Source organism: Microcoleus sp. w2-18bC1, assembly GCF_036700365.1.
In the GTDB taxonomy this organism is placed as follows: Bacteria; Cyanobacteriota; Cyanobacteriia; order Cyanobacteriales; family Microcoleaceae; genus Microcoleus.
The window spans coordinates 32,988-53,239 of sequence record NZ_JAUBOS010000038.1 but is presented as its reverse complement, the minus strand read 5'-3'; the positions used below and the strand labels follow the sequence as shown (position 1 = coordinate 53,239).

Sequence of the window (20,252 nt, the reverse complement as noted above, 5' to 3'; positions counted from 1 at the left end):
GTTTTGACAGCGCCTTCAAGAATTACCTTTTGGTAGTTTCTTTAGAATCCCTGTTGCTTCAGCACAGGGAGTGTCAACTACTTAATGTTTAATCTCACAGCGCGAGGCTAAAGCTTCAACAGCGTGGAGGAGTTGAGTTGGAGTCCAATTTGCAGTCAACCCACTGGCGATCGCACACGCTCCCGCACCGACACCTTCCTTAACATAGCCGCGATCGTAAGCTTGCAGTTGCGCGTAGCGAGATCCAGCAAAACTTAGCTGCGCCGCCAACAGAGGTACACCGCCGATCTCATTAGCGAGTCCTACAGTGTCTCCTGTAGGGTCTTCGGCCACCCAGCGCGTAGTCCCCACCGCAACTTGTTTGGGACGCCATACTAGATCATATTCACGGGCTAAGGCTTGCATCAAAGCGTACACTGCCAGCATTTGTGTACCCCCAGCCAGAAGCACCCCGCAAGTCTGACTCGCGGCGATCGCCATTGCCGCCACAGCTATTTGCATCGGATCGCCCACTGCCGCTACCAATTCCAGGGGAGTGCTGTTTTGTCCGCCAATTTCCCACTCAGCATTATTGAGTCCCGCTGTCACCGCAGCCAATTTTTGAGCGTGATTGCAGCGAGGATGAGAACTATTAACTTTGCCCGCCGCTGCAATACCCAAACCCATTAACACGCCCAAAGCAGTAGTCGTTCCCCCAACTACGCACTCCCCTAAAATTAAATAGCTGCCATTAGTTTGAGCAGCCAATTTTGCTCCCCAAATTAATCCTTGTTCGAGCAAATGTTTGACTGTTTCTAGTTCTAAAGCATTCCCCGAAATCAGACACTTTGCCGGAGTGCCGCCTAAGTCAATTGCAGGTACGGGAGGTGGGAGGGGCAAACCAGGATTAAATAGGTAAAGCGGAAGTTCTAAAGCTTCGACTACAGCGCGAGATATCAGTACCGGCGAGGCACCCGCTTCTAGGGGCGGCAAAGGATATTGGGGCGACGGTTGGGGGCCGTTATACAAAAATTCTGCATCAGCCAAACAAGTAAATTGTCGATCGTGCGGGGTTGCTCCTGCTGCTGAAATCCCCGGAATTAAGCCCGTAGCGGTAAATCCTAACACGCAGGCAAATATCGGTTTTCGTCCCCGATAGCGATCGAGCCATCGCTGCCCCTGTTCAATTTCTGTATAAATACCAATCATAGTTAGTCATTAGTTATTAGTCATCAGTTATCCGTCAACAGTCAACAGTCAACAGTCAACAATTCCCAATAACTACTCTTCATAATCGATCAAAACTTGCACCCAGCTTGGTGGCCGCGGAATTGGATTTCCCAAACGATCTAATAGCAGCAAAGCTACTAAATGCACTACAAATAAATAAACAATATTGTTAACCAAAATCATCCCGGCGGCGATCGCCCCAATTGTGTTCAAACTCGGTACATTAAGCCAGCCCAGCTTCACAAACACCCATTCCACCATCTCTGTTACCTGGGCGGTTACGTAAACCCATAAATCTTGACCCACCAACGCTGACAGCAGCCAAAACCGAAAAAAGAAGCCTACAGTACCAATTACTGCACCCACACTAACAGAGAGTGACCAACTCGCTTTGCGCCTCCAAAGTCCTCCCAGCGCAACTCCCATAATTCCAAAAGGCATCACGTATAAAATGCTCCGCGTCGGGCCCATCAGTACCGACAGCAGCAAACCCGATACCAAAGCTGCCATCCAAGCTGCTCGGTTGCCCCAGCGCAAGTAAACCAGGGCGATGGGTATCGGAAAAAAAACCCGCAGCAAAGGCCCCAGCGGAAAGTAATAATTTACCAGCCAAATTAAGCTAGCGGTACTTGCCAAAAAAGCCGTTTCTACCAGCCTTAAAGGTGCTTCCCCAGAGACGCGCTTCCCCAGATCGGGATTTGTACGATCGCCCGCCATGGCTGCAATATCAGCGGTTTGCGACTCGTTATTTGTACTGGGTGAACTACCCGAATTAGACGCAGCATCTGCTGACAAAAAATCACTCATCCGATTTTAGATTTTAGATTTTAGATTTTAGATTTTACGGGACTTGCGCCCCATGCGGCTGATTCCCGATTTTCCGATTTTAGATTTTAGATTTTAGATTTTAGATTTTACGGGGCTTGCGCCCCATACGGCTGATTCCCGGTTGCACTGTTTGGATGCCTCGCCGCCAAATTTAATATTGCTCCCAGAAACCGGGTTTAGGTAGGAACGCAAGTCTTATTTTAGATGGGTTTTCTCAGCCTAAATTTTCAGCAGCATTATTTTTCAATTTTGGCTTCCTGGATTACCAAAACCGAACAAGATGCGTGGTGAACAACATAATTGCTGACGCTGCCGAGGAAAGCTTCTGTAAACCCCGTGCGGCCACGCCTCCCCAACACTATTAAATCTGCGCCCCAAGTTTCGGCGGATTTACAGATACAATGCCCCGGATCGCCGTCCATTTTGCAGTCAAATTCCACCTGCAATCCTTGTTTTGCTGCGGCGTCGCAGTAATTTTTCAGCAAACCCGAAGCCTGTTTTTCCTCCCTTTCGAGTCGCAAACGTTGAGCTTGATAAGCTTGATCCATTAACTCGACATTCATGCCCAAATCTACCGGAATTGGCACTGCCGTCTCCCCCATGGTGCTGACAGTAACGCAGTTAAATAGCATTACCTGGGCGCGATCGTTCAGAGCTAATTCTAAAGCTTGAGTGAAGACCCGGTGGCCTAGTTCAGAATCATCTAAGGCGGCGAAAATTTTCTTAAAACTCACAGCTTTACCTCCTGCGGGAAATCATTCATATCCGTTAGTTAACAGAGATTGCTTTTGAATCTAATTCAAATTAGCAATCTCTGATACTTCTAGACTAACAGACGCTCTAAGGCGTGCAGGTCGGGAATGCACAAAACGTCACGTTCGCGCTGAATAGTTCCTTTTTTTTCCAGCTTGCTCAGCACTCGCGTTACTGTTTCGCGGGCCAGCCCGCTGAGGCTGCTTAATTCTCTGTGTGGCAGGTTCGGTATTTCTGTACCTCCTGTTTCCAGGATTTTTTTGCCTTGCCCCTCTGCCAAAAATAAGAGAATATCTGCTACTCGCGAGGTACTGTCGGACTCTCGCAAACGCAGGCGGCGGTTGACTTGTCGCAGGCGACGGGCCATCAGTTGAGCTAGCCGAATGCCTGCTAACGGCTCGGTATGAATAAGCTGCACAAAATCCTGAGATGGCATATTGCCGATCAGTGTCGGGGCTAGGGTGATCACATCTGTCGATCGCGGTGCTTCTTCGATCGCGGCCATTTCCCCGAATAATTCTCCTTTCCCTAAAATATTCAGTGTTACTTCTTTTCCGTCTAGGTTGTAGGTGCGAATTTTCACCCAACCATCCAATATAAAATACACTGATGTTCCCCAGTCATTTTCGAGTAAAATCACTTGATTTGACGGATGACTGCGGGTAACAATGTGGACAGTTGCTCTCTCGATTACAGGATCGGGTAATCCTGCAAAAAAAGGAGTAGAAACTATCAATTGATTTATATTAGAATTCGGATCTCGGGTGTTAAAGCGGTCTTCCATGAGGCCATCATTTTAATTTATGCGCTTGAGCTGCGCTGGGCAGTTACAAATAGCTTGCAGCCGAGTCATTCGATTTGAGATTCAAGATTTGAGAAACAAGGAGCTAAAATCAAGGATCTAAAATCGGCAATTTTACCTCTAAAGTTTTGCGGTCAAAGGCTCAATATGGGAATTAATAGCCTCAAGCTCTGATTGGGAGCTAGAAACTAAAGAATATACCATAATTTTTTAGATATATACCACTGAGCAAATTTTATCAACAAAATTTTAGCAATGTGGCAAACGACTGAGCCGATCGAATTACCTTTGAAAGCACTTCGCGAAGACAAGCTTAACACTGCTGAGAGATTTGTTGTCACTCGGCCCTGCTGTCGAGAAGGCAGAATCCACGAGTACCAGCCTGCAAGCACCGTAGACAGATCCCAAGTCCAAACTACCTAGAACCTGGCCAATGTCAGCACGAGGGGCAAAATCCACAGCCATTGCGAGCCTAAAGACAGGCGCTCTTGGCGAGCGAAATCCACCCACTTCCCAGCCAACTTTTCTGCTACCCCAAGATTATTGTACCATTAGTATCTAGCCATGAATACAGATAATAGGCTATAATTAAAGGTTACTCAAATCCAGCATACGGGGACAATTCCGAATATCGGTATCCCAAATCGCAAATTGTTTGAGGTTTTTTCCAAGTCGGTGAAAAATGAACAGACACTGGCGCACCACCATGCTAATGAAACTCGCGGTGACATTGTGTGGCCCGCCGTTCAAGCAGGTGAAGGCAACAGTTCGTCTGGATCGCAGCTCTTACGAGCAGAATCAGCCTCCGGGCAGGGAAACTCGCCCCTGAGTCGCAGAATTTGAAAGCACTTGGAATTGATAGAAGCGGGCATTTGGTGGGGGAGTACCGACTAACCTATCATAGGCAATAGAAGCGCTCCGAAGGCAAAAGGTTAATTAACAGTTGTCAGAAAATATTAGTGAATAATTGACCGAAAGCATCCAGGATAGAAGCCCCCGGATTCATCCGTCCAGAAATAAAAAACCTGTATCCGATAAAGGAACCCCCGAATTTATCCGTGCGGTCAATGCTTAAATCTAAAATCTAAAATCTAAAATCTAAAATCGATTGACGGACTCGCATTCAGATTATTCTATCTATTGGCATCGCTGCCGCCTGACTTCAGTCTTTTGTCGGTAAAGTTTCTCCCAAGCCGCATTCCCAGAGGTTCCGCCCTTGAATTCTCAGAAGTATAAAATTCAAGCACTGATTGCTGAGATAGACGAGGTACTCAGCAAGCCCGCACCCCGATTGCCTTGGACGGGTTCTCTTGATACTGTCCACCAGCGCCAACTTTTAGAGCGAGTTCGCGCTTATCTGGTTTCCTCAGACTCAAAGCTAACGGCCCCAAAGGCCCCCACCCGCCCAAATGTCCGCCCGCAACCAGTTCCAGTACCCAAAGTGCCTCTGCCCGCCCCTGGCCCCTCAGCAGCAGAGCAAATCATGCTTGCCGTAACCGGAGAAATCAGCAACCTGCGTTCCAACCTGACAGGGCCGCTCCAAGAAGACATAGAAGCTTTGCGGCAAGAGCAGCAAGCTCTAATTCAAGAAATCAAACAGCTAGAAGCAAAACGGCAGCAGCAACAATCCCTAGCTCAGCAACAAGCCAACCAACAGCAAATTATTGCTGAATTCTTGCAGGTACTGACTGGTCGCTTAGAAGAAACCTTGGCTAGCGATTTCTCCCAAATTCTCAGTTCCCTAGAAAATCAGTTATTGCAAAGCATCTCAGCACCATACTCTTTGGGCAGTGCGCCTGATGAACAATCGGCTATTGACGTAACACTTAACCGACAAACCTCAGAAGAACACCCGCTGCTGACGCCGGGTCAGAGGTTGGAGCAAATGCAACTTTTCCAATCTCATGCTGACAGTCTGCTGATGAGTCTCGATTCTAGGATGGCTATCGTGTTCGAGGCTTTGCAAGCAAATCTGCAAAGCTATCAAGCTTCCTTGAGACAAGAACTCGAAAATATGTACGGTTTGAGCCAGCAGAGCGAGGCGATGTTCGCGGCTTTGGTCAACCACTTAGCTGCACAGTTGGGGCGAGAAGCTTCATCTTACGTTCAACAGCCGATCGATTTAGCAAATAATCTCGAAACCGTCACCCCAACAGCAGCCGATCAATCTCCTGTCGCTCCAGCCCCTTCAAATACTGCGATCGAACACTCAGCTGCAGAGAGTCAGCCAGGAGACTCGGTGCAGGAAATTCGCACCGGCGAATTCGGAGAACAAGACAGATTTCCCTACGCCGGTACAGAAATTTCTCCGCAATTCAGACAGTTGAGGCGCGATCGCGACCGCATTCAATCCCCAGGTTTGCTCCCGGAGTTGGAAGATAATTTGTTGGGTTCTACCGCAGAAATATCTCGAAATGCAACTCGGTTTACTGGCGGTGAATCGGAGAATAGGTTAACAGAAACCGAAGAAGAGATTGAGGATTTGTATGCAAGTTTGTTTGCGGGAGAAGCGGTTCCTGAAGTAGAATTAGAAAGCGAAAGTTTCCCGATAGAAAATAATGTAATTGAGACCAAAAGTGAAGGCGTAGAATATCAAGCTGCGACGGATCAGGAAACTGCCGGATCGCTAAAAATGACGGAAGATTTGTTTATAAATCTGCTGGATGAAGGCGAATCTCTGGAAGAGACTTTAGTAGATGAAGATTCAGACTTTGTAATGGGGAATTCTGTAGAGTCTCTAACTTTAGATAGTGCAGATTTATTTGAACCGCAAGTGGCAACAGTACCTCAAGTTTCAGAAGCACCACCCTCAACCGCTGAGGTGCAACTTGACGGGGACGATCGAGAAAATCTAGAAACGGGTCAAAACCAAGGCGAGCAGTTCGGCGCTACAGTCCCTCAATCACCAGCTTTGCCGTTGAGAACGCCTGGAGAAATTAGCCCTCACCGACCCAGCGCTACCCCCGCTGTGCCAAGTGCCGGTGACGTTCAAACTGGCGAGTTCGACTCATCCTCGCAGCGGCTCGATGATGGGTACATCCAAGCTTCGCCGGATGAGGATTTGCTGCCGGTCGAGGCATTAGAAGATGACCTCGATCGAGCTCTCAATTTGGACAACAATACTCTGGAACTTTTGGAGGCAGACCTCTACAATCTGGAGGGATTGGAAAATACTAGCTTCGGGCGATCGAATTTCTTAGTCGCTAACAGCTTGGATTTATCGGCGAGTTCCCCCGAAGGTATTGCAAACAATCCCTTTGCGGAGGCGGCAGAGGAAGAACTCGGCACGCTGGAGGAGTTGTTCTCCGATGTGTTGGAACTCTCCTCTGATGATGAACCCTTTGTTTTGGAAGACGAACTTGAGGATGATTTGTTTGCTGAGGAAGACGAATCGAATTTGACGCTAGACGAGATTTTGGCTAGTTTGACCGAGACCGATCGACCTTTGAGTGATTCTCCCCCTCCAGAAACTGCCGAAACTAACGAACTGCGATCGAGTCCTCCAGAAAGTCAAAAAAAAAACCTAATTTCGACAGAGAGTAAAGCAGCGGTTGTTGAGGGGAAAACTGATTTTAGCGAGTTTGCCGGAACACAGCAGCAAGACTCGGCTGGGCATTCTGCAGCAGGTGCGATCGCCCCATCCCCAGAACGCCGGAGTTCTAGCTGGTATTTGGGGATTGATTTTGGTTCCAGCGGCCTGTCTGCGGCTTTGCTCGATCGTACCAGCGGCCAGTTGCACCCAATTTACTGGGAAGCATCGCAGGCTGAGGCTTGGACAGCAGACGCCAGTTGTCGGATTCCCTCGGCTGCGGTGTTGGCCCAAACAGCCCCAGGTAGCCCAGGGTCAGAGGTGACAGTCAAGTCGGTGGGATTCCGACCCCAGGCTTTGGCTGCAGGAGAATTTTTACTGGAAAATTTTAAATTGCCTTTAAAGGTGGGCATTCCTTATCAGCGGCAAGCTGCTGGGATGTACGAACCGCTGTTGCAGTGGTCGCCCTTGCAGGCTGTTTCGATCGCCTTGCCGCTGCAAAGTGTGCGGGCACTGCTGGCTACTTTGAATCCGAGTTTGCGGGGACAAAAATTTGCCGAATCAGGGGAAGTTTTGGATTCTGCACCAAGGGCGAATTTTGCAGGATTGCCAGTTTCCAATTTAATTTGTAGGGCTTCGGGACTAACGCCAGAAACTCTTGATGCGGCGCTTTTAGACTTGCAGGGTGTAATTTTGGGGACTCCGGCCGACTGGTCGGATGTTTATCGGTTTAATCTGCGGGAGGCCGTTTTGGGCGCGTCTCTGGTGGCTTCTGGTTCGCAAATTTTTGTGGTGGAAGATGCGATCGCCACTTTGCTTGCTGCTGTAACTCCTGTGAAAAATGGCATGGAAGTGGAGGCGTCAGCCACGGATTCTGCTAAGGGCGGTGAAGAAGCTGCACCGCTGGCTGTGAATGCTTCATCTTTTAGCGGGGGAACTTTGATTTTGAATGCGGGGGCGGCGACGGTGGAATTAGCTTTAGTTGAGTTGCCGTCCAATCTTCAAGATTTAACTCGTGCTGATTTCACTTGCCAGAGTTTTGGTTTTGCGGGCGAGGCTTTCGATCAGGATATTATCTGTCAGTTGTTGGTTAAAAATGAAACTTGGGGAATGTCGATCGATTTGCCACGTCCGGGGCATCCAGATTTGCCGAGTCGCTATCAATTGCAGCAGCGGTTACAAGGTTCTGCTTTTGGCCTGCAATTGTTAGAGGCGGCAAGGCAAATAAAAGTTACTTTGCAACATCAAAAAAGTTTTGCTTTGGATATTGGTCAGCAGCATTGGGATGTGAAGCGCAAAGATTTGGAAAGTCTGGTTTTAGTACCTTTTGTGCAGCAGTTGAACCGCGAATTGAATGCTTTGCTCAGTCGCGCGGGAATGTCGCCGGCGGGGATCAATCAGGCGATTTGTGCCGGGGGTATGGGTGCTTGGCCTGCGATCGCCCGCTGGTTGCGCCAGAAGCTGCCGAATGCGATCGTGGTTCAAGACCAGGAATTGCAGGGCGATCGAGATATTTTTGAGATTGACAATTCTGCATTAAATTCTGTATCTCAAAGTACAAATTTTCCCCAAAAATTTGGTCGAGTCGCCTGCGGGTTAGCGAGTTTGGCTCTCTATCCTCACATTTTGGATGTGTCGCAGCAGCAGTACAGCGACTTTTTTCTGCTGTGGGAATTAATGCAGGTTTTGGGCCAGGAAACTCTGAGCTTTCAAGAAATTTTGCAGTTGTTGGAACGGCAGGGCGTGAATACCCGCACCTGCGAACCCCGGATTTTGCGGATTTTGGAAGGAAATTTGCCGGCGGGACTTGTGCCTGCGGAGGAAGATTTCATGCTGTTGGCCGAGGAGTCAAGGCAAAATCCCGATTGGGAAGTAATTTTGGCCGAGCCACTTTTCTTTGAAGATGTCTCACGGGGTTATCGTTTGAATATCGAACACGCCTCTGTTGTTCGCGAATATTTAGGCAAACTCGCCTCTAGCAGCCAGCAAAAATTGTTAGAGCCGCTAACACTTGCTTGGGATGTTCGCACCGATATTTATCGCTAAACGGCAAAAAACCCGGTTTCTCAGTAGAATCCTCCCTGTCTTCCGGGAAGAGTCCTAGTCGAAACCAGGTTTTTTTGCGTCCAGGACTAACTTTTTTCTGTAAATTTACGTGAATTTACAGAAAATTTATACGTTTTTATAAAAAGTACATAGAAACTTTATAAAAGGGTTATTGTTTTTTAAAGATTGTGCAAAGCTCAGCATTTCAGGTTCTGCAGATTTGGGATGGCTAATAAGATGGAAGTAAGAGATCGTTAAAGTTGAGAGAAATCATATGAAATTTCCGATGGGTGCCTCGTCGAAATCATCATTATCAGAAATGCTGTCCTTATTTTTTCAAGTATTTACTTACAAAGTCTGTGTATCAAAACAACAGCATCATCGATCCGTAACGAGCAAGGTAAAACGGTCGATCGATATTTTGGGCTCGCTGCTGGGACTGGCAATTGCTGCAGTGGTGGCGGTGCCGGTGGCAGTGGCGATGCTGTTGGACGATCGGGGCCCGCTGCTGTACAGTCAAGTCCGCTGCAGCTTCCAAGGGCGACATTTCAGAATGTGGAAATTTCGATCGATGGTTGTCGATGCAGAAAAGCTCAAACATTTAGTTAGCAACCAAGCCAAGGGTCACATTTTTAAGAATGAAAATGACCCGCGAATTACCCGCGTCGGCCGCTTTTTGCGGTGCACGAGTTTGGATGAGTTGCCTCAATTCTGGAACGTGTTAGTCGGTGACATGAGTTTGGTGGGAACTCGACCGCCCACTCCTGATGAAGTTGCTGCCTATGACGATTTTCACTGGCAACGTTTAAATGTAAAACCCGGGCTGACTGGGGAGTGGCAAGTCCACGGACGGTCTGGAGTTAAAGACTTTAACGATATTGTGCAGATGGATCTCGCCTATCAGGGCAAGTGGTCTGTTGTCTACGACATCACTCTGATTTGCAAAACAATTGGGGTGGTGTTCAGTAAAAACGGTGCGTGTTAATAGACTTGCTGTTTTGGGTTGTTTTTGGATTTTAAGTTTTAGGAAAAAATAGGGGATGAAATAGTAGTAAATAAATTAAATATATGTTAATAGAATTAGCGATTGGTGACGCTTACGGTGCTGGTTTTGAATTTGTTGACCAGCAGACGATCGCAATGTACAACAATCTCAACGGCTACATCCAGCATCCCCGTCACGATATCCGGCCTGGATGTTACACGGACGATACGCAGATGAGTTTAGCCGTCGCAGAAGCTATCGTCAGCCGAGAACCTTGGACGCCGGAACTTTTAGCCAGCAAATTTGTTGCAGCTTTTCACCGCGATCGGCGATTTGGTTATGCTGGCAAAATGTACAATTTTTTGCTACAAGTTCAAGACGGAAAAGAATTCTTAGACAAAATTCACTCCGCTAGCGATAAAAGCGGATCGGCGATGCGAGCCGGGCCGATAGGCATTTTTCCTACTATTGAAAAAGTCATCGAAAATGCTACCATTCAAGCTGCCATTACTCACAACAGTCCTGATGGCATTAAAGCAGCTATAGCGGCCGCTTTGATGTCCCATTACTTTATTTATCAGCTAGGTTTAAAGAAGAATTTGGGAAGTTTTCTAGAAAAGTACGTAGCTGGTGAGTGGTCGATACCTTGGCAAGGAGAAGTCAGCGTTAAAGGTTTGGTCTGTGTTAGAGCAGCTATTACTGCGGTCATGCGAAATGATAGTATGAGCAAACTGCTCCTAGATTGCATTGCCTTTTCTGGAGATGTAGATACAGTAGCCACTATTGCTTTAGCTGCTGGTTCCTGTAGCAGTGAAATTGCCCAAGACCTGCCAGAAAATCTGGTACAAGGATTAGAAAATCAATCTTACGGCCGAGACTATATCATAGAACTGGATCGAGAGTTAATGAATTGTGCGATCGACTTCTGATTTCTTCCTGATATCTGTTACATCCGTTAAATCCCGATACACTGCGCGTTGCCGAACTTCTTGCTATTATGAATTTGCCTAATTTGATTACGTTTTCTCGCTTACTGGGAGTGCCTTTTCTGCTCTACGGTTTGTACGACCCAAGCGCGCAAAGCCGCTGGATTTGCACCGCAATTTTTGTGGTAGCTGCGGCTACTGATTGGCTGGACGGCTATTTGGCTAGGAAACTGAATCAAATTACCGATTTGGGTAAGTTTCTCGATCCTTTGGTGGATAAATTGTTGGTTCTCGCGCCGCTTTTAGTGTTGATTGAGTTGGGGAAAATCCCGGCTTGGGGAGTGTTTTTGATTTTTGGTCGGGAGTTGACAATTGCGGGGTGGCGTGTTAATAAAACTACGATTTCGGGAGCTAATATTTGGGGGAAGTTGAAGACGGTGAGTCAGATTGTGGCGATCGCACTTTTAATTGCTCCTCTTTCCGATGCGTGGAACTTTCCCGCCTTAATTGCTTTTTGGGTTTCTGTGGCTCTAACTTTGATTTCGGGTGCTATTTATCTGTGGCCGGAAAAGACTGCTGAGGAGAAGTAAGTCGGTTTTTAAACCGCAGATGAGGGCAGATTAACGCGGATTAACGCAGATAAAAACTTCGATGAATTTGTAGGGACACGGCATTGCCGTGTCCTAGCCGTAGCTTAATAATGACTCCCTGATTTCCGGTAATGCACCGCTGTCACGCCGTCATTATTGAGCAAATGACCGTTTTCAATCGCCGCGTAAACTACCCAGTGATCGCCGCATTCCATCCGACTTATCACTTGGCATTCCAGATAAGCTAGAGCATCAGTCAAAACCGGACAGCCGTTGCTAGCTTCCATTGTTTCGACTCCGGCAAATCTGTCTTCTCCGGGAGCAAAGTTTTTCATGAAATACTTCCGTAACTGTCGCCCTTCGGCTAAGATATTCAGCACAAATTTATCTCCAGCGTACATCAAAGCTTCGATCGATCGATCTTTCGCCACCGCAATCGTCACACCGGGCGGATTAAACGTTGCTTGCGACACCCACGAAGCCAGCATCGCACTGGCGACTTCCCCCCGCTTCGCCGAGAGTACGCACAGCGAACCAACCAATCTCCCTACTGCTTGTTCAGTGCGATCGCTCCCCGCTGCTAACTGGGGTTTCGGTGCCCGCAATTTTTGCGATCGAATCAAAGCTTGAGCAAAATCCGTTCCCGCTTCTTTACACTCGTGAATCGTCGCCGCCGTCGGCTTAAATTTGGCTCGAATCGGCTCAAATCCAATTCGATAGCCGGCATCTTTCAGCTTATTTTCCACTAAGTCGATCGCCTCTCCACTCCAGCCAAAAGAACCAAAAACCCCCGCTAATTTGCTCTTAGTTGCTGTAGATAAAACTATTCCCAAAGCTGTTTGAATTTGCGTCGGAGCGTGTCCTGCTAGCGTGGGAGTTCCGATGATAAATCCCGCGCATTTTTCGATCGCCTCTTGAATTTCTCCCGGTTCGGCAAATTCGCAGTTAATACTTTCCACCGCCACGCCGGCTTTCGTAATTCCTTTGGCGATCGCCTGCGCTAAAGTAGCCGTATTTCCGTAAGCCGAAGCATAAATCAAAGCAACTGTCAAGTCTTTTGAATTTTGTTGCTGGCTCCATTCCCGATACAAATTGCTCAGTTCATTAAGGCCGTAACGGACGATCGGGCCGTGACCGGGAGCATAAAATGCTGCGGGTAAATCGGCGAATTTATCCATTGCCGTCAGCACTTGTTTTGCCTGAGATGCGTGCAGGGAATCGTAATAATAGCGCCGATCTTCGCTGTAAACGCTCCACCCTTCATCAAATACTTGGTCGCCGCAAACGTGAGCTCCAAATAGTTTGTCAGTGAACACGATTCGAGTGTGCGGATCGTAGGTGCAAAGTTGGTCAGGCCAGCGGGGAGTCGGAGTCGCGATGAATTTTAAGGCGTGACCTTTTCCTAAGTTGAGAGTTTCCTCTCCCCGAACGACCATAATGTTTAATTCTTGGTCGGGGAAAGCGGCGCGCAAACTAATTGCTGCTGGATTCGTGCAAACCAAAGCTGCTTCAGGAGCTAATTCTAACAGAGCTTTAATTGTTACTGATCTGTTAGCATTGAAATGCCCCAAAATTATGTAATCCAGCTTGGTCAAGTCCACCCGTTGCTGTAAAAAATCGATGTAATTTTGAGTAAAAGATTCCCCCGGCGGATCGAACAAAGCAGTTTTGTCAGCTTGAATAATATAGCTATTGGCTGTCGTCCCCTTTTGCAGCGAATACTCGACTTCAAATTTGAGTCTGTCCCAAGTGCGCGATCGCACAATAAAAGTATCGAGTGCGATCGGGATAAACTGCACATCGCGGGGTTTGGCATCCGATGCGAGTCTAGGAGTCAAAGTATTAGTCATTTATTGCACCTATGAGAAACTGAACTACAGAACTTCTTTTGATTTCGTGCCAAAACTTGGTATCTACAATGTCAAACCTTGCACCTCTACCCTGTAAATTGGTATCCAGGTCAATCAGAAATTCCCTGGTTTTCAAATCGTCGCCAATTTGGATAAAGCTCACTCCAATTTCTTCATCTTTATCTATTTTATTTGCCGCACTTACAAGAATTTCGGCAACAGCAGCGGTATTTTCGGGTTTTTGATCTAAAACTGCAACAATTATTGTTCCGTTTTTCCCTTTGGCATTTGGTTTGCTTGCAAAATAATCACTAAAAGTTGCTTTCAGAGCTTCTTCCAAATTAATTGCAGTGGGGTTTTCTGAATCCGGTTCCGTATTTTGTCGCTGCAAAATTTGAGCTAACCGCGCAACATTGGAATTTTGATACTTCCACATAGGAGTAGAAGCTTCGTAAACGGTGATGCCGTCGCTGTCAAATTGCTGACATTTTTTTGCTAAGTCGATCAGAGATGCCTGTGCTTCTACCCAATCCTCGTACCAAGGATGGTGAGGGTCTCTGCTGGCATCGCTTCTGGCAATAATAATTGTGTAATCTCGGTCTTCTAAAAGATTGGCAGGCATTGGCAATTCCCCTATTAAAATGAAGTCTAAATGACAACGGTTTGCCCGGTTTGCTGCTGGTGGCGCACCCAACACCCAGAAGCCGGTAAGGTGCGCCACAAGCACCCAAAGTTGAGAGTTTTTGGCTAGCCAGTTGTGTCCTGGACTGTAATTGTAGGGTGCGTCAGTAGATAGTCGATGATGAAGTCGAATAAAACATCGGCTGACGCACCTTACTAATACGTTTGGGGTATGTTGACTCAGACAGTCAATCAATATATCGTTGAATTTCCCCTTTGCACCTGACAACAGTCAACTGTCAACTATCAACTGACAACTGTCAACCGTCAACTGACTTCCTAATAGTGATTTCCCACTTTGCGGTGGTGAACAGCAGGCAGTGCATCGGGATTGGATACGCGGCCGCTATCAACGATCGCATATACGATATGATGATCCGAAAGTTCCATCCGGCTGACTACTTCGCATTCCATGTAAGCTAAAGCATCTGTCAGAATTGGAGAACCGTTGGTTGCTGGTTGAGTTTTAACTCCGGCAAATCGATCGGCACCAGGAGCAAAACGCTTTAAAAAGTGCCTCATCAAAGTTTGATAATTGCCTTCTTCCAGCACGTTGAGAACAAATTTATCTCCCGCGCGCATCATCGATTCGATCGCCCGATCCTTCGCAACTGCTATTGTTAAACCCAGCGGTTTAAAGCTGGCTTGCGTTACCCAAGAAGCTAGCATCGCACCGCTAACCTCGCCTTTTTGAGCGGTAATGATGTACAGTCCGCCGCTGATTCTTCCCAAAGCTTTATCGAGGTCGCTGTCGAGGGATTTCATCTGTTTGACTGCTTTGTCCCGCGTCAGCCACTGTCCTAAGTCAGTGCCGGCTTCGTCGCAAAGTTGATAACTCGCTTCAGTCGGTGATTCTTTAATTAAAATGTTGGGAAATGCTTCTTTTAAACCCAACTCTTTGAACTTGTTTCGCAGCGGGTAAATCGATGCGTCATCGCCGCCGCCGGATTCACACAAACCGAAAGATTGTTTGTTGTTAGCTGCAACTAAAATTGTGTTGATTGCGGCTTCGGCATTTACAGCAGCAGTACCGCCACTCGGTGGCGAACAAATTACGATACCGGCAGCATTACTGACAAGTTCCGCAACTTCTTGTAAGTCGGCGATTCTCAAATCCATCATTTCCACAGCGACACCTGTTTTGGTGATACCGTGGGCGATCGCTTGGCTGAGTCGATCGCTAAATCCGTAGTCGGAGGTGTAAAATACCGCTACAGTGGTTTCTGCCTTAGCTTGCGCTTGGCTCCACTTTTTGTAGCGTCCGGTAAGTTCCACCACATTGTGCCGCAGCAGCGGCCCGTGACCGGTCGCAACTGTACCGATTTCTCCCAATTCTGCCATCCGCTTCATCGCAGCGAGTACCGATCGAGCATTGGGACCCATCAAACACTCATAATAAAAGTGGTAATCTTCCTCAATTGCTGCTAAATCGTCATCGAAGGTGCTGTCGGAACAGTAGTGCATCCCGAAAGCGTCGCAGGTAAACAGCACTTGAGTTTTGCTGTCGTAGCTGAAAATAGTATCAGGCCAGTGCAAGTTCGGCGCCGATACGAATTCGATAATGTGGCCGTTTCCTAAATCTAGTTTGTCCCCGTTTTTGACCACCAATCGCTCAAATGGTTGGTGTACAAGGTTTTCTAAAAATTGAATTGCTACTTTCGCCCCCACGACAATCGCTTGGGGTGCCAGCGCCAGCACGTCTTTGACTAAACCGCTGTGGTCTGGCTCGGTGTGGCTGATAATTAGATAGTCAATCTCTTTGGGGTCAATTTCGCCCGTTAGAGTTTCCATGTATTGCTGGCGAAACTTCTCGTGCGAGGTATCCACGAGGGCCGTTTTTTCACCGCGAATGATGAATGAGTTGTAAGTTGTACCGTTTTTGAGTCCGAATTCGATGTCAAAGCGGTCTCTATCCCAGTCCAGGCATCGAATTGCCGTTGTGTCAGAGGCAATTTCGACTTTTTCCACCGTCAATCTGCGTTGGACTCGTTCAGTCAGCGCTACCATCAGTGCCTCCTTGTCTTTTACCCATTACCTTATTGTCTTCATTCTGACACGTTTTTTTTGTAAATCTTTATAAAATTTCCTATCACTCAGTTAAGCATCCCAAAACTGATCTCTATGTATTGACAAAAACCTAATATGTGTGCTATGGAAACCGAGTTCGATCGGTTGGGCGATCGAACTTGGTTTTGCATGGAAATTGCGATCGAGCAGTCAGTTAGGATCGCGAATTAAATAACTTACAATTTTAATTGTTATTGTGGGATGGGCGTCCCGCCCGTCCACTCATGACGGGCGGGACGCCCATCCCACTTTCAAGAGTGGAAGTTATTTAATTCTCATTCCTTAGTTAGTACCAACTTAAAAGCTGTACAAAATGTGCAGTAAGACGATCGAATAAAAAAAGCCCAAATCCACAGGGCAAAATCGATTCAGTGAAGTAAAGCTATGTCCGAAAGTTCCTTTGATAAAACTAAAAACTGCCCAAAATATACCGAATGTCAAATTGCCATCTTGGTTTGATTCCCCCATCTTGGGGGCGATCGCTAAACCCAGCTTTCGGTTAATCTTAGCATTGCTCGCAGTCTGGGCAAGTTGGCACATTTGGCAACTGTTACGTTTTTATATTCATAATTTCAAAAATAGGAATCCAACAACTGATGGCAGTGCGAAACAAACAATTAACGATTTGTCGGTAGCATAGTGGTTGTTGCGATCGCAAAAATTGCAGCAACAAGGCAAATACCGCCAAGCTTGCCACTGTCTTTACATGGCTTTGTTGCAGCGGTTAAATGATGCGGGAACCGTAGTTTACCAACCCAGCCGCACTGATGGCGAATATTTGCAATTAATCCAGCAACTACCCCAGCCAGTGCCTTACGAAACTTTGATAAGAATACATCAACAACTATATTTTAGGAATAGGAGAGCTGACCCCTCAACCTTTGAACAGTGTCAGTAAGCTTATCAACAAATTAATGATTAAGTAGGTAAGCGCAAAAAAAATATCCAGCCGATAATTTTAGCATTCGCTTATACTAACAATAATTACACAAAAAAAAGAATCTAAAAAACCCCAAGTTAATAGCCAATTGCCATCTAATTATTTCCATACACAAGAGTCCAAGGTCGTACTCGAATAACGGGCGTAGCATCTAAGAGTACGACCTTGAAAGGGTGCTATCAGACCGGACTAGCAAATGGGTCGAAAGTGACGAAACTAGCACCAGCAATGGGATTCGGGTCGAGGCAGCCCACAATCAGCCCTGTAGGTGAATCCCATTAGCTGTCGGTGCCAGCGACTGTCACACAGCGAAAATTTTACCTGCGTACCTCGCTTTCTTGAAAAAAGCTGTAGTGAGGAATCAGACTGATAAAAAGCATTTAACTACTTGCGAGACATATTAGTAGAGCAAGGATTTCTCGCCCTACTAACAGCCTTAAAGCAAAGTAATTGTAGTGGATCCCGGAATGCCGACATTCGCACCTGGGCCAAAGCTTAAACCCACATTACCACCAGTCAAACCTGGAGTATTGGTAATCGTCAGACTAACGCTAGTTTGACCGGGATTAAAGTTAACCGTGCCTCCAGTAAAATCCCTGAATGGATTAATGGTGTAGTCTATGAAGTTAAAAGGTTGACCAGGACCAGTAGGAGGAGCAATCAAATAGTCCACCGAAGCCGAAACCGAAGTATTGCCAGTCCGATTAATTGTAAAAGTTCCAGACTGACCATCAGCAACAGAACCAGGAGACGAACCGTAAGAGAACACAGTCGGAGCCACAAAAGTAGGATCGATAATGCTCAAAACTGCTACTGACGGACTAGCCAAACTGCCACCAGCCAAGAACAAATTCACCGTTTCAGTAGGCTCCCCCGTGATATTGTCAAATAAAGTTTGAATCGGAACTTGTGCGCTAGTTTGTCCGGCTGCAAAAAAGACCCCTTGAGTCACACTGTTGTAATCCGCTGGAGAACTAGCACTACCGTCACCCGTGCTGAACAAAATCGCACTCGCTGCCGTAACGTTGCCACTGCGATTGATGGTAATCGGCGCAGTGCTGCCCTCGTTGACGCTGTAATTAGCCGCACTGAAGAAATACGTGATTGGCGCCGGAGTTGTCGCCGGAGTTGGGGTCGGAGTTGGGGTCGGCGTCGGCGTCGTCCCAGTTGTCGCCACATCATTAATCGTCAAAATTGACGGATTACTGGCGACATTGCCACCGAAGAGCACCAAATTCACCGTTTCCGGCGATTCCAATGTCAAATCACTCAAAGCCGTCACGGTGAAACTAGCGGTAGTTTGCCCCGCAGCAAAATTCAACACCCCCGCCGACGTTCCAGTGTAATCCGGTGCACTGCCTGTTGAACTTGCCGAACCGTCAAGAGTAGAGTAGTTAATCGATGCAGCCGCCGTGCCACCGGTGCGAGTAACGTTAATCGTCGCCACGCCGCCTTCAGCCACAGTGTAATTTGGCTGGGCGAACTGGAAGAGACTTGGAGATGTCGGCGTCGGCGTCGGAGTTGTCCCCGGAGTCGGCGGCACATCATTAATCGTCAAAATTGACGGATTACTGGCGACATTGCCACCGAAGAGCACCAAATTCACCGTTTCCGGCGATTCCAATGTCAAATCACTCAAAGCCGTCACGGTGAAACTAGCGGTAGTTTGCCCCGCAGCAAAATTCAACACCCCCGCCGACGTTCCAGTGTAATCCGGTGCACTGCCTGTTGAACTTGCCGAACCGTCAAGAGTAGAGTAGTTAATCGATGCAGCCGCCGTGCCACCGGTGCGAGTAACGTTAATCGTCGCCACGCCGCCTTCAGCCACAGTGTAATTTGGCTGGGCGAACTGGAAGAGACTTGGAGATGTCGGCGTCGGCGTCGGCGTCGGAGTTGGCGTCGGCGTCGGCGTCGGCGTCGGCGTCACATCAATGCCTTGATATTGAATACTCCGCACTAGGTAGTCGGAACTATCGCTTTTGGGGGAGGTGCCGAGGTAGGCAGCGGTGGGGTTCGCGTAGGCTGTGGCGGAAAACCGCAGTTCGTCAAAAGCAACGCTAGTGGAATTTGCTTGTATCTGGAATGTGAAATTGCCATCGGCACGATCGCCAGTGACAGTCACTCCATTTGAAGACACACCGATCGGTTTTGGAGCGCTCGGAGCGCTGAGGCGAGTAATCGTAAAATTGGTAGCCGGTACTAAAGCCCCATTATTAAAGAGTTGCAGCGAACCAACTTCATCGCCTTGATCGTTAACTGTAGTAGAACTTGATTTGGGAAATAATCCACTGAGGTCGATCGTGGCGCTAGTGATATCTTTATTATCTGCCCATCTCACCTTCAGCACCTGAGATAGATTGGTGTTGGGGTCAAAGTTGATTTCCGACCGATCTTTAGTGGCGTCGGTAAACCAACCACTATAAGAGCCGTAGACACCAATACCAGCGGGACTGCCGTAGCTCAACCCGCTTTTAGGGGTTTCGTTCGTTGCTAACGTGAGGTTGCTGATGGGAATAGGGTTAGTGTAGTTCGTTTCAAAGCCATCAAAAGCTATCCCAGACAGTTGGATGCCTTGATCCTGGGCGGCAGTCGGCCATTGTTTAATTAGGTCACTGATGCTGCTGTAATTAGTGGTTGTACCTAAAGAACCAGTGAATGAAGTAGCCATAGATTCTCCTTTGATGATGAGTAATTAAGGATTAGAAGTGACTGAAAACCAGAGGTTGGGCTTTCTTGTAGCGATTTGTCACTGCAAGAAAAATTGCCTCATACGTGCAGGTAAATCAAGTAAAAATGCTTGCCCAATCAGCATCTGAAGGTATTATTGCCCCCGATTAAATATTGAGTGTAAATAATTACACCTATTTAGACCTATTTACATAGGGATGTTTAACTTTCATCATCAATAGGTTTTATCCGGAAAAATTGCGATATTTTTTTCAGCCCTATAAAAAGCGGGTTTTACACATCTGTAGAGGAGAGCTTAAATCCCAAATTCCGAGCCGCCCAAGAGGCCGCGTTTACTGCTTCAGCGGACAAAAGTGAA

General features: G+C 47.3%; 16 protein-coding genes. 8 read left to right on the top strand and 8 right to left on the bottom strand.

The window, feature by feature from the left end; genetic code table 11:
* Nucleotides 1-81: 81 nt before the first annotated feature.
* The 4 genes from cobT to QT979_RS18835 form a co-directional block, all read right to left on the bottom strand.
* The gene (gene cobT / locus QT979_RS18850; protein ID WP_333311381.1) at nucleotides 82-1,188 is read right to left on the bottom strand and encodes a nicotinate mononucleotide-dependent phosphoribosyltransferase CobT; all 1,107 of its coding nucleotides are present in this window, start codon (nucleotides 1,186-1,188) and stop codon (nucleotides 82-84) included.
* Between the two features lie 72 nt (nucleotides 1,189-1,260).
* Nucleotides 1,261-2,016, bottom strand: a complete 756-nt coding sequence (locus QT979_RS18845; RefSeq protein ID WP_333215244.1) for a DUF2232 domain-containing protein — start codon at nucleotides 2,014-2,016, stop codon at nucleotides 1,261-1,263.
* 257 nt (nucleotides 2,017-2,273) lie between these two features.
* On the bottom strand, nucleotides 2,274-2,771 hold the full coding sequence (locus QT979_RS18840; RefSeq protein WP_333215242.1) for a universal stress protein: 498 nt from the start codon (nucleotides 2,769-2,771) through the stop codon (nucleotides 2,274-2,276).
* An 89-nt stretch (nucleotides 2,772-2,860) separates the two neighbouring features.
* Nucleotides 2,861-3,574 carry a Crp/Fnr family transcriptional regulator gene (locus QT979_RS18835; protein ID WP_190663937.1) on the bottom strand — a complete coding sequence of 238 codons (714 nt, stop codon included), beginning with the start codon at nucleotides 3,572-3,574 and terminating at the stop codon, nucleotides 2,861-2,863.
* A gap of 273 nt (nucleotides 3,575-3,847) precedes the next feature.
* Between QT979_RS18835 and QT979_RS18830 the strand changes: the two genes are divergently transcribed.
* From QT979_RS18830 to pgsA, 6 genes are all read left to right on the top strand, one after another.
* The gene (locus QT979_RS18830; RefSeq protein ID WP_333311380.1) at nucleotides 3,848-4,015 is read left to right on the top strand and encodes a hypothetical protein; all 168 of its coding nucleotides are present in this window, start codon (nucleotides 3,848-3,850) and stop codon (nucleotides 4,013-4,015) included.
* A gap of 259 nt (nucleotides 4,016-4,274) precedes the next feature.
* Nucleotides 4,275-4,421: a hypothetical protein gene (locus QT979_RS18825; protein WP_333311379.1), complete on the top strand. Its 147-nt coding sequence runs from the start codon at nucleotides 4,275-4,277 to the stop codon at nucleotides 4,419-4,421.
* 387 nt (nucleotides 4,422-4,808) lie between these two features.
* Entirely contained in the window at nucleotides 4,809-9,167 is a 4,359-nt protein-coding gene (locus QT979_RS18820; protein WP_333311378.1) for a hypothetical protein, read from the top strand.
* Nucleotides 9,168-9,486: 319 nt separating this feature from the next.
* Nucleotides 9,487-10,152 carry a sugar transferase gene (locus QT979_RS18815; protein WP_333311377.1) on the top strand — a complete coding sequence of 222 codons (666 nt, stop codon included), beginning with the start codon at nucleotides 9,487-9,489 and terminating at the stop codon, nucleotides 10,150-10,152.
* An 83-nt stretch (nucleotides 10,153-10,235) separates the two neighbouring features.
* A complete protein-coding gene (locus tag QT979_RS18810; RefSeq protein WP_333311376.1) occupies nucleotides 10,236-11,081 on the top strand; it encodes an ADP-ribosylglycohydrolase family protein in 846 nt (281 codons plus the stop codon).
* Between the two features lie 68 nt (nucleotides 11,082-11,149).
* A complete protein-coding gene (gene pgsA / locus QT979_RS18805) occupies nucleotides 11,150-11,668 on the top strand; it encodes a CDP-diacylglycerol--glycerol-3-phosphate 3-phosphatidyltransferase (protein ID WP_333215232.1) in 519 nt (172 codons plus the stop codon).
* A 104-nt stretch (nucleotides 11,669-11,772) separates the two neighbouring features.
* Here the strand turns inward: pgsA and QT979_RS18800 are convergent, their stop codons facing one another.
* From QT979_RS18800 to QT979_RS18790, 3 genes are all read right to left on the bottom strand, one after another.
* On the bottom strand, nucleotides 11,773-13,518 hold the full coding sequence (locus QT979_RS18800) for a diflavin flavoprotein (RefSeq protein ID WP_333058217.1): 1,746 nt from the start codon (nucleotides 13,516-13,518) through the stop codon (nucleotides 11,773-11,775).
* The gene (locus tag QT979_RS18795; protein WP_333058218.1) at nucleotides 13,511-14,140 is read right to left on the bottom strand and encodes a hypothetical protein; all 630 of its coding nucleotides are present in this window, start codon (nucleotides 14,138-14,140) and stop codon (nucleotides 13,511-13,513) included. The genes QT979_RS18800 and QT979_RS18795 overlap by 8 nt, the downstream gene beginning before the upstream one ends.
* A gap of 338 nt (nucleotides 14,141-14,478) precedes the next feature.
* Entirely contained in the window at nucleotides 14,479-16,206 is a 1,728-nt protein-coding gene (locus QT979_RS18790) for a diflavin flavoprotein (RefSeq protein ID WP_333207639.1), read from the bottom strand.
* Nucleotides 16,207-16,666: 460 nt separating this feature from the next.
* Between QT979_RS18790 and QT979_RS18785 the strand changes: the two genes are divergently transcribed.
* Together QT979_RS18785 and QT979_RS18780 are read left to right on the top strand one after the other, a co-directional pair.
* A complete protein-coding gene (locus QT979_RS18785) occupies nucleotides 16,667-16,906 on the top strand; it encodes a hypothetical protein (protein ID WP_333311375.1) in 240 nt (79 codons plus the stop codon).
* 3 nt (nucleotides 16,907-16,909) lie between these two features.
* Complete coding sequence (locus QT979_RS18780) at nucleotides 16,910-17,164, top strand: DUF4129 domain-containing protein (RefSeq protein ID WP_333311374.1); 255 nt, start codon at nucleotides 16,910-16,912, stop codon at nucleotides 17,162-17,164.
* 478 nt (nucleotides 17,165-17,642) lie between these two features.
* Here the strand turns inward: QT979_RS18780 and QT979_RS18775 are convergent, their stop codons facing one another.
* The gene (locus tag QT979_RS18775) at nucleotides 17,643-19,874 is read right to left on the bottom strand and encodes a Calx-beta domain-containing protein (protein ID WP_333311373.1); all 2,232 of its coding nucleotides are present in this window, start codon (nucleotides 19,872-19,874) and stop codon (nucleotides 17,643-17,645) included.
* Between the last annotated feature and the right edge of the window lie 378 nt (nucleotides 19,875-20,252).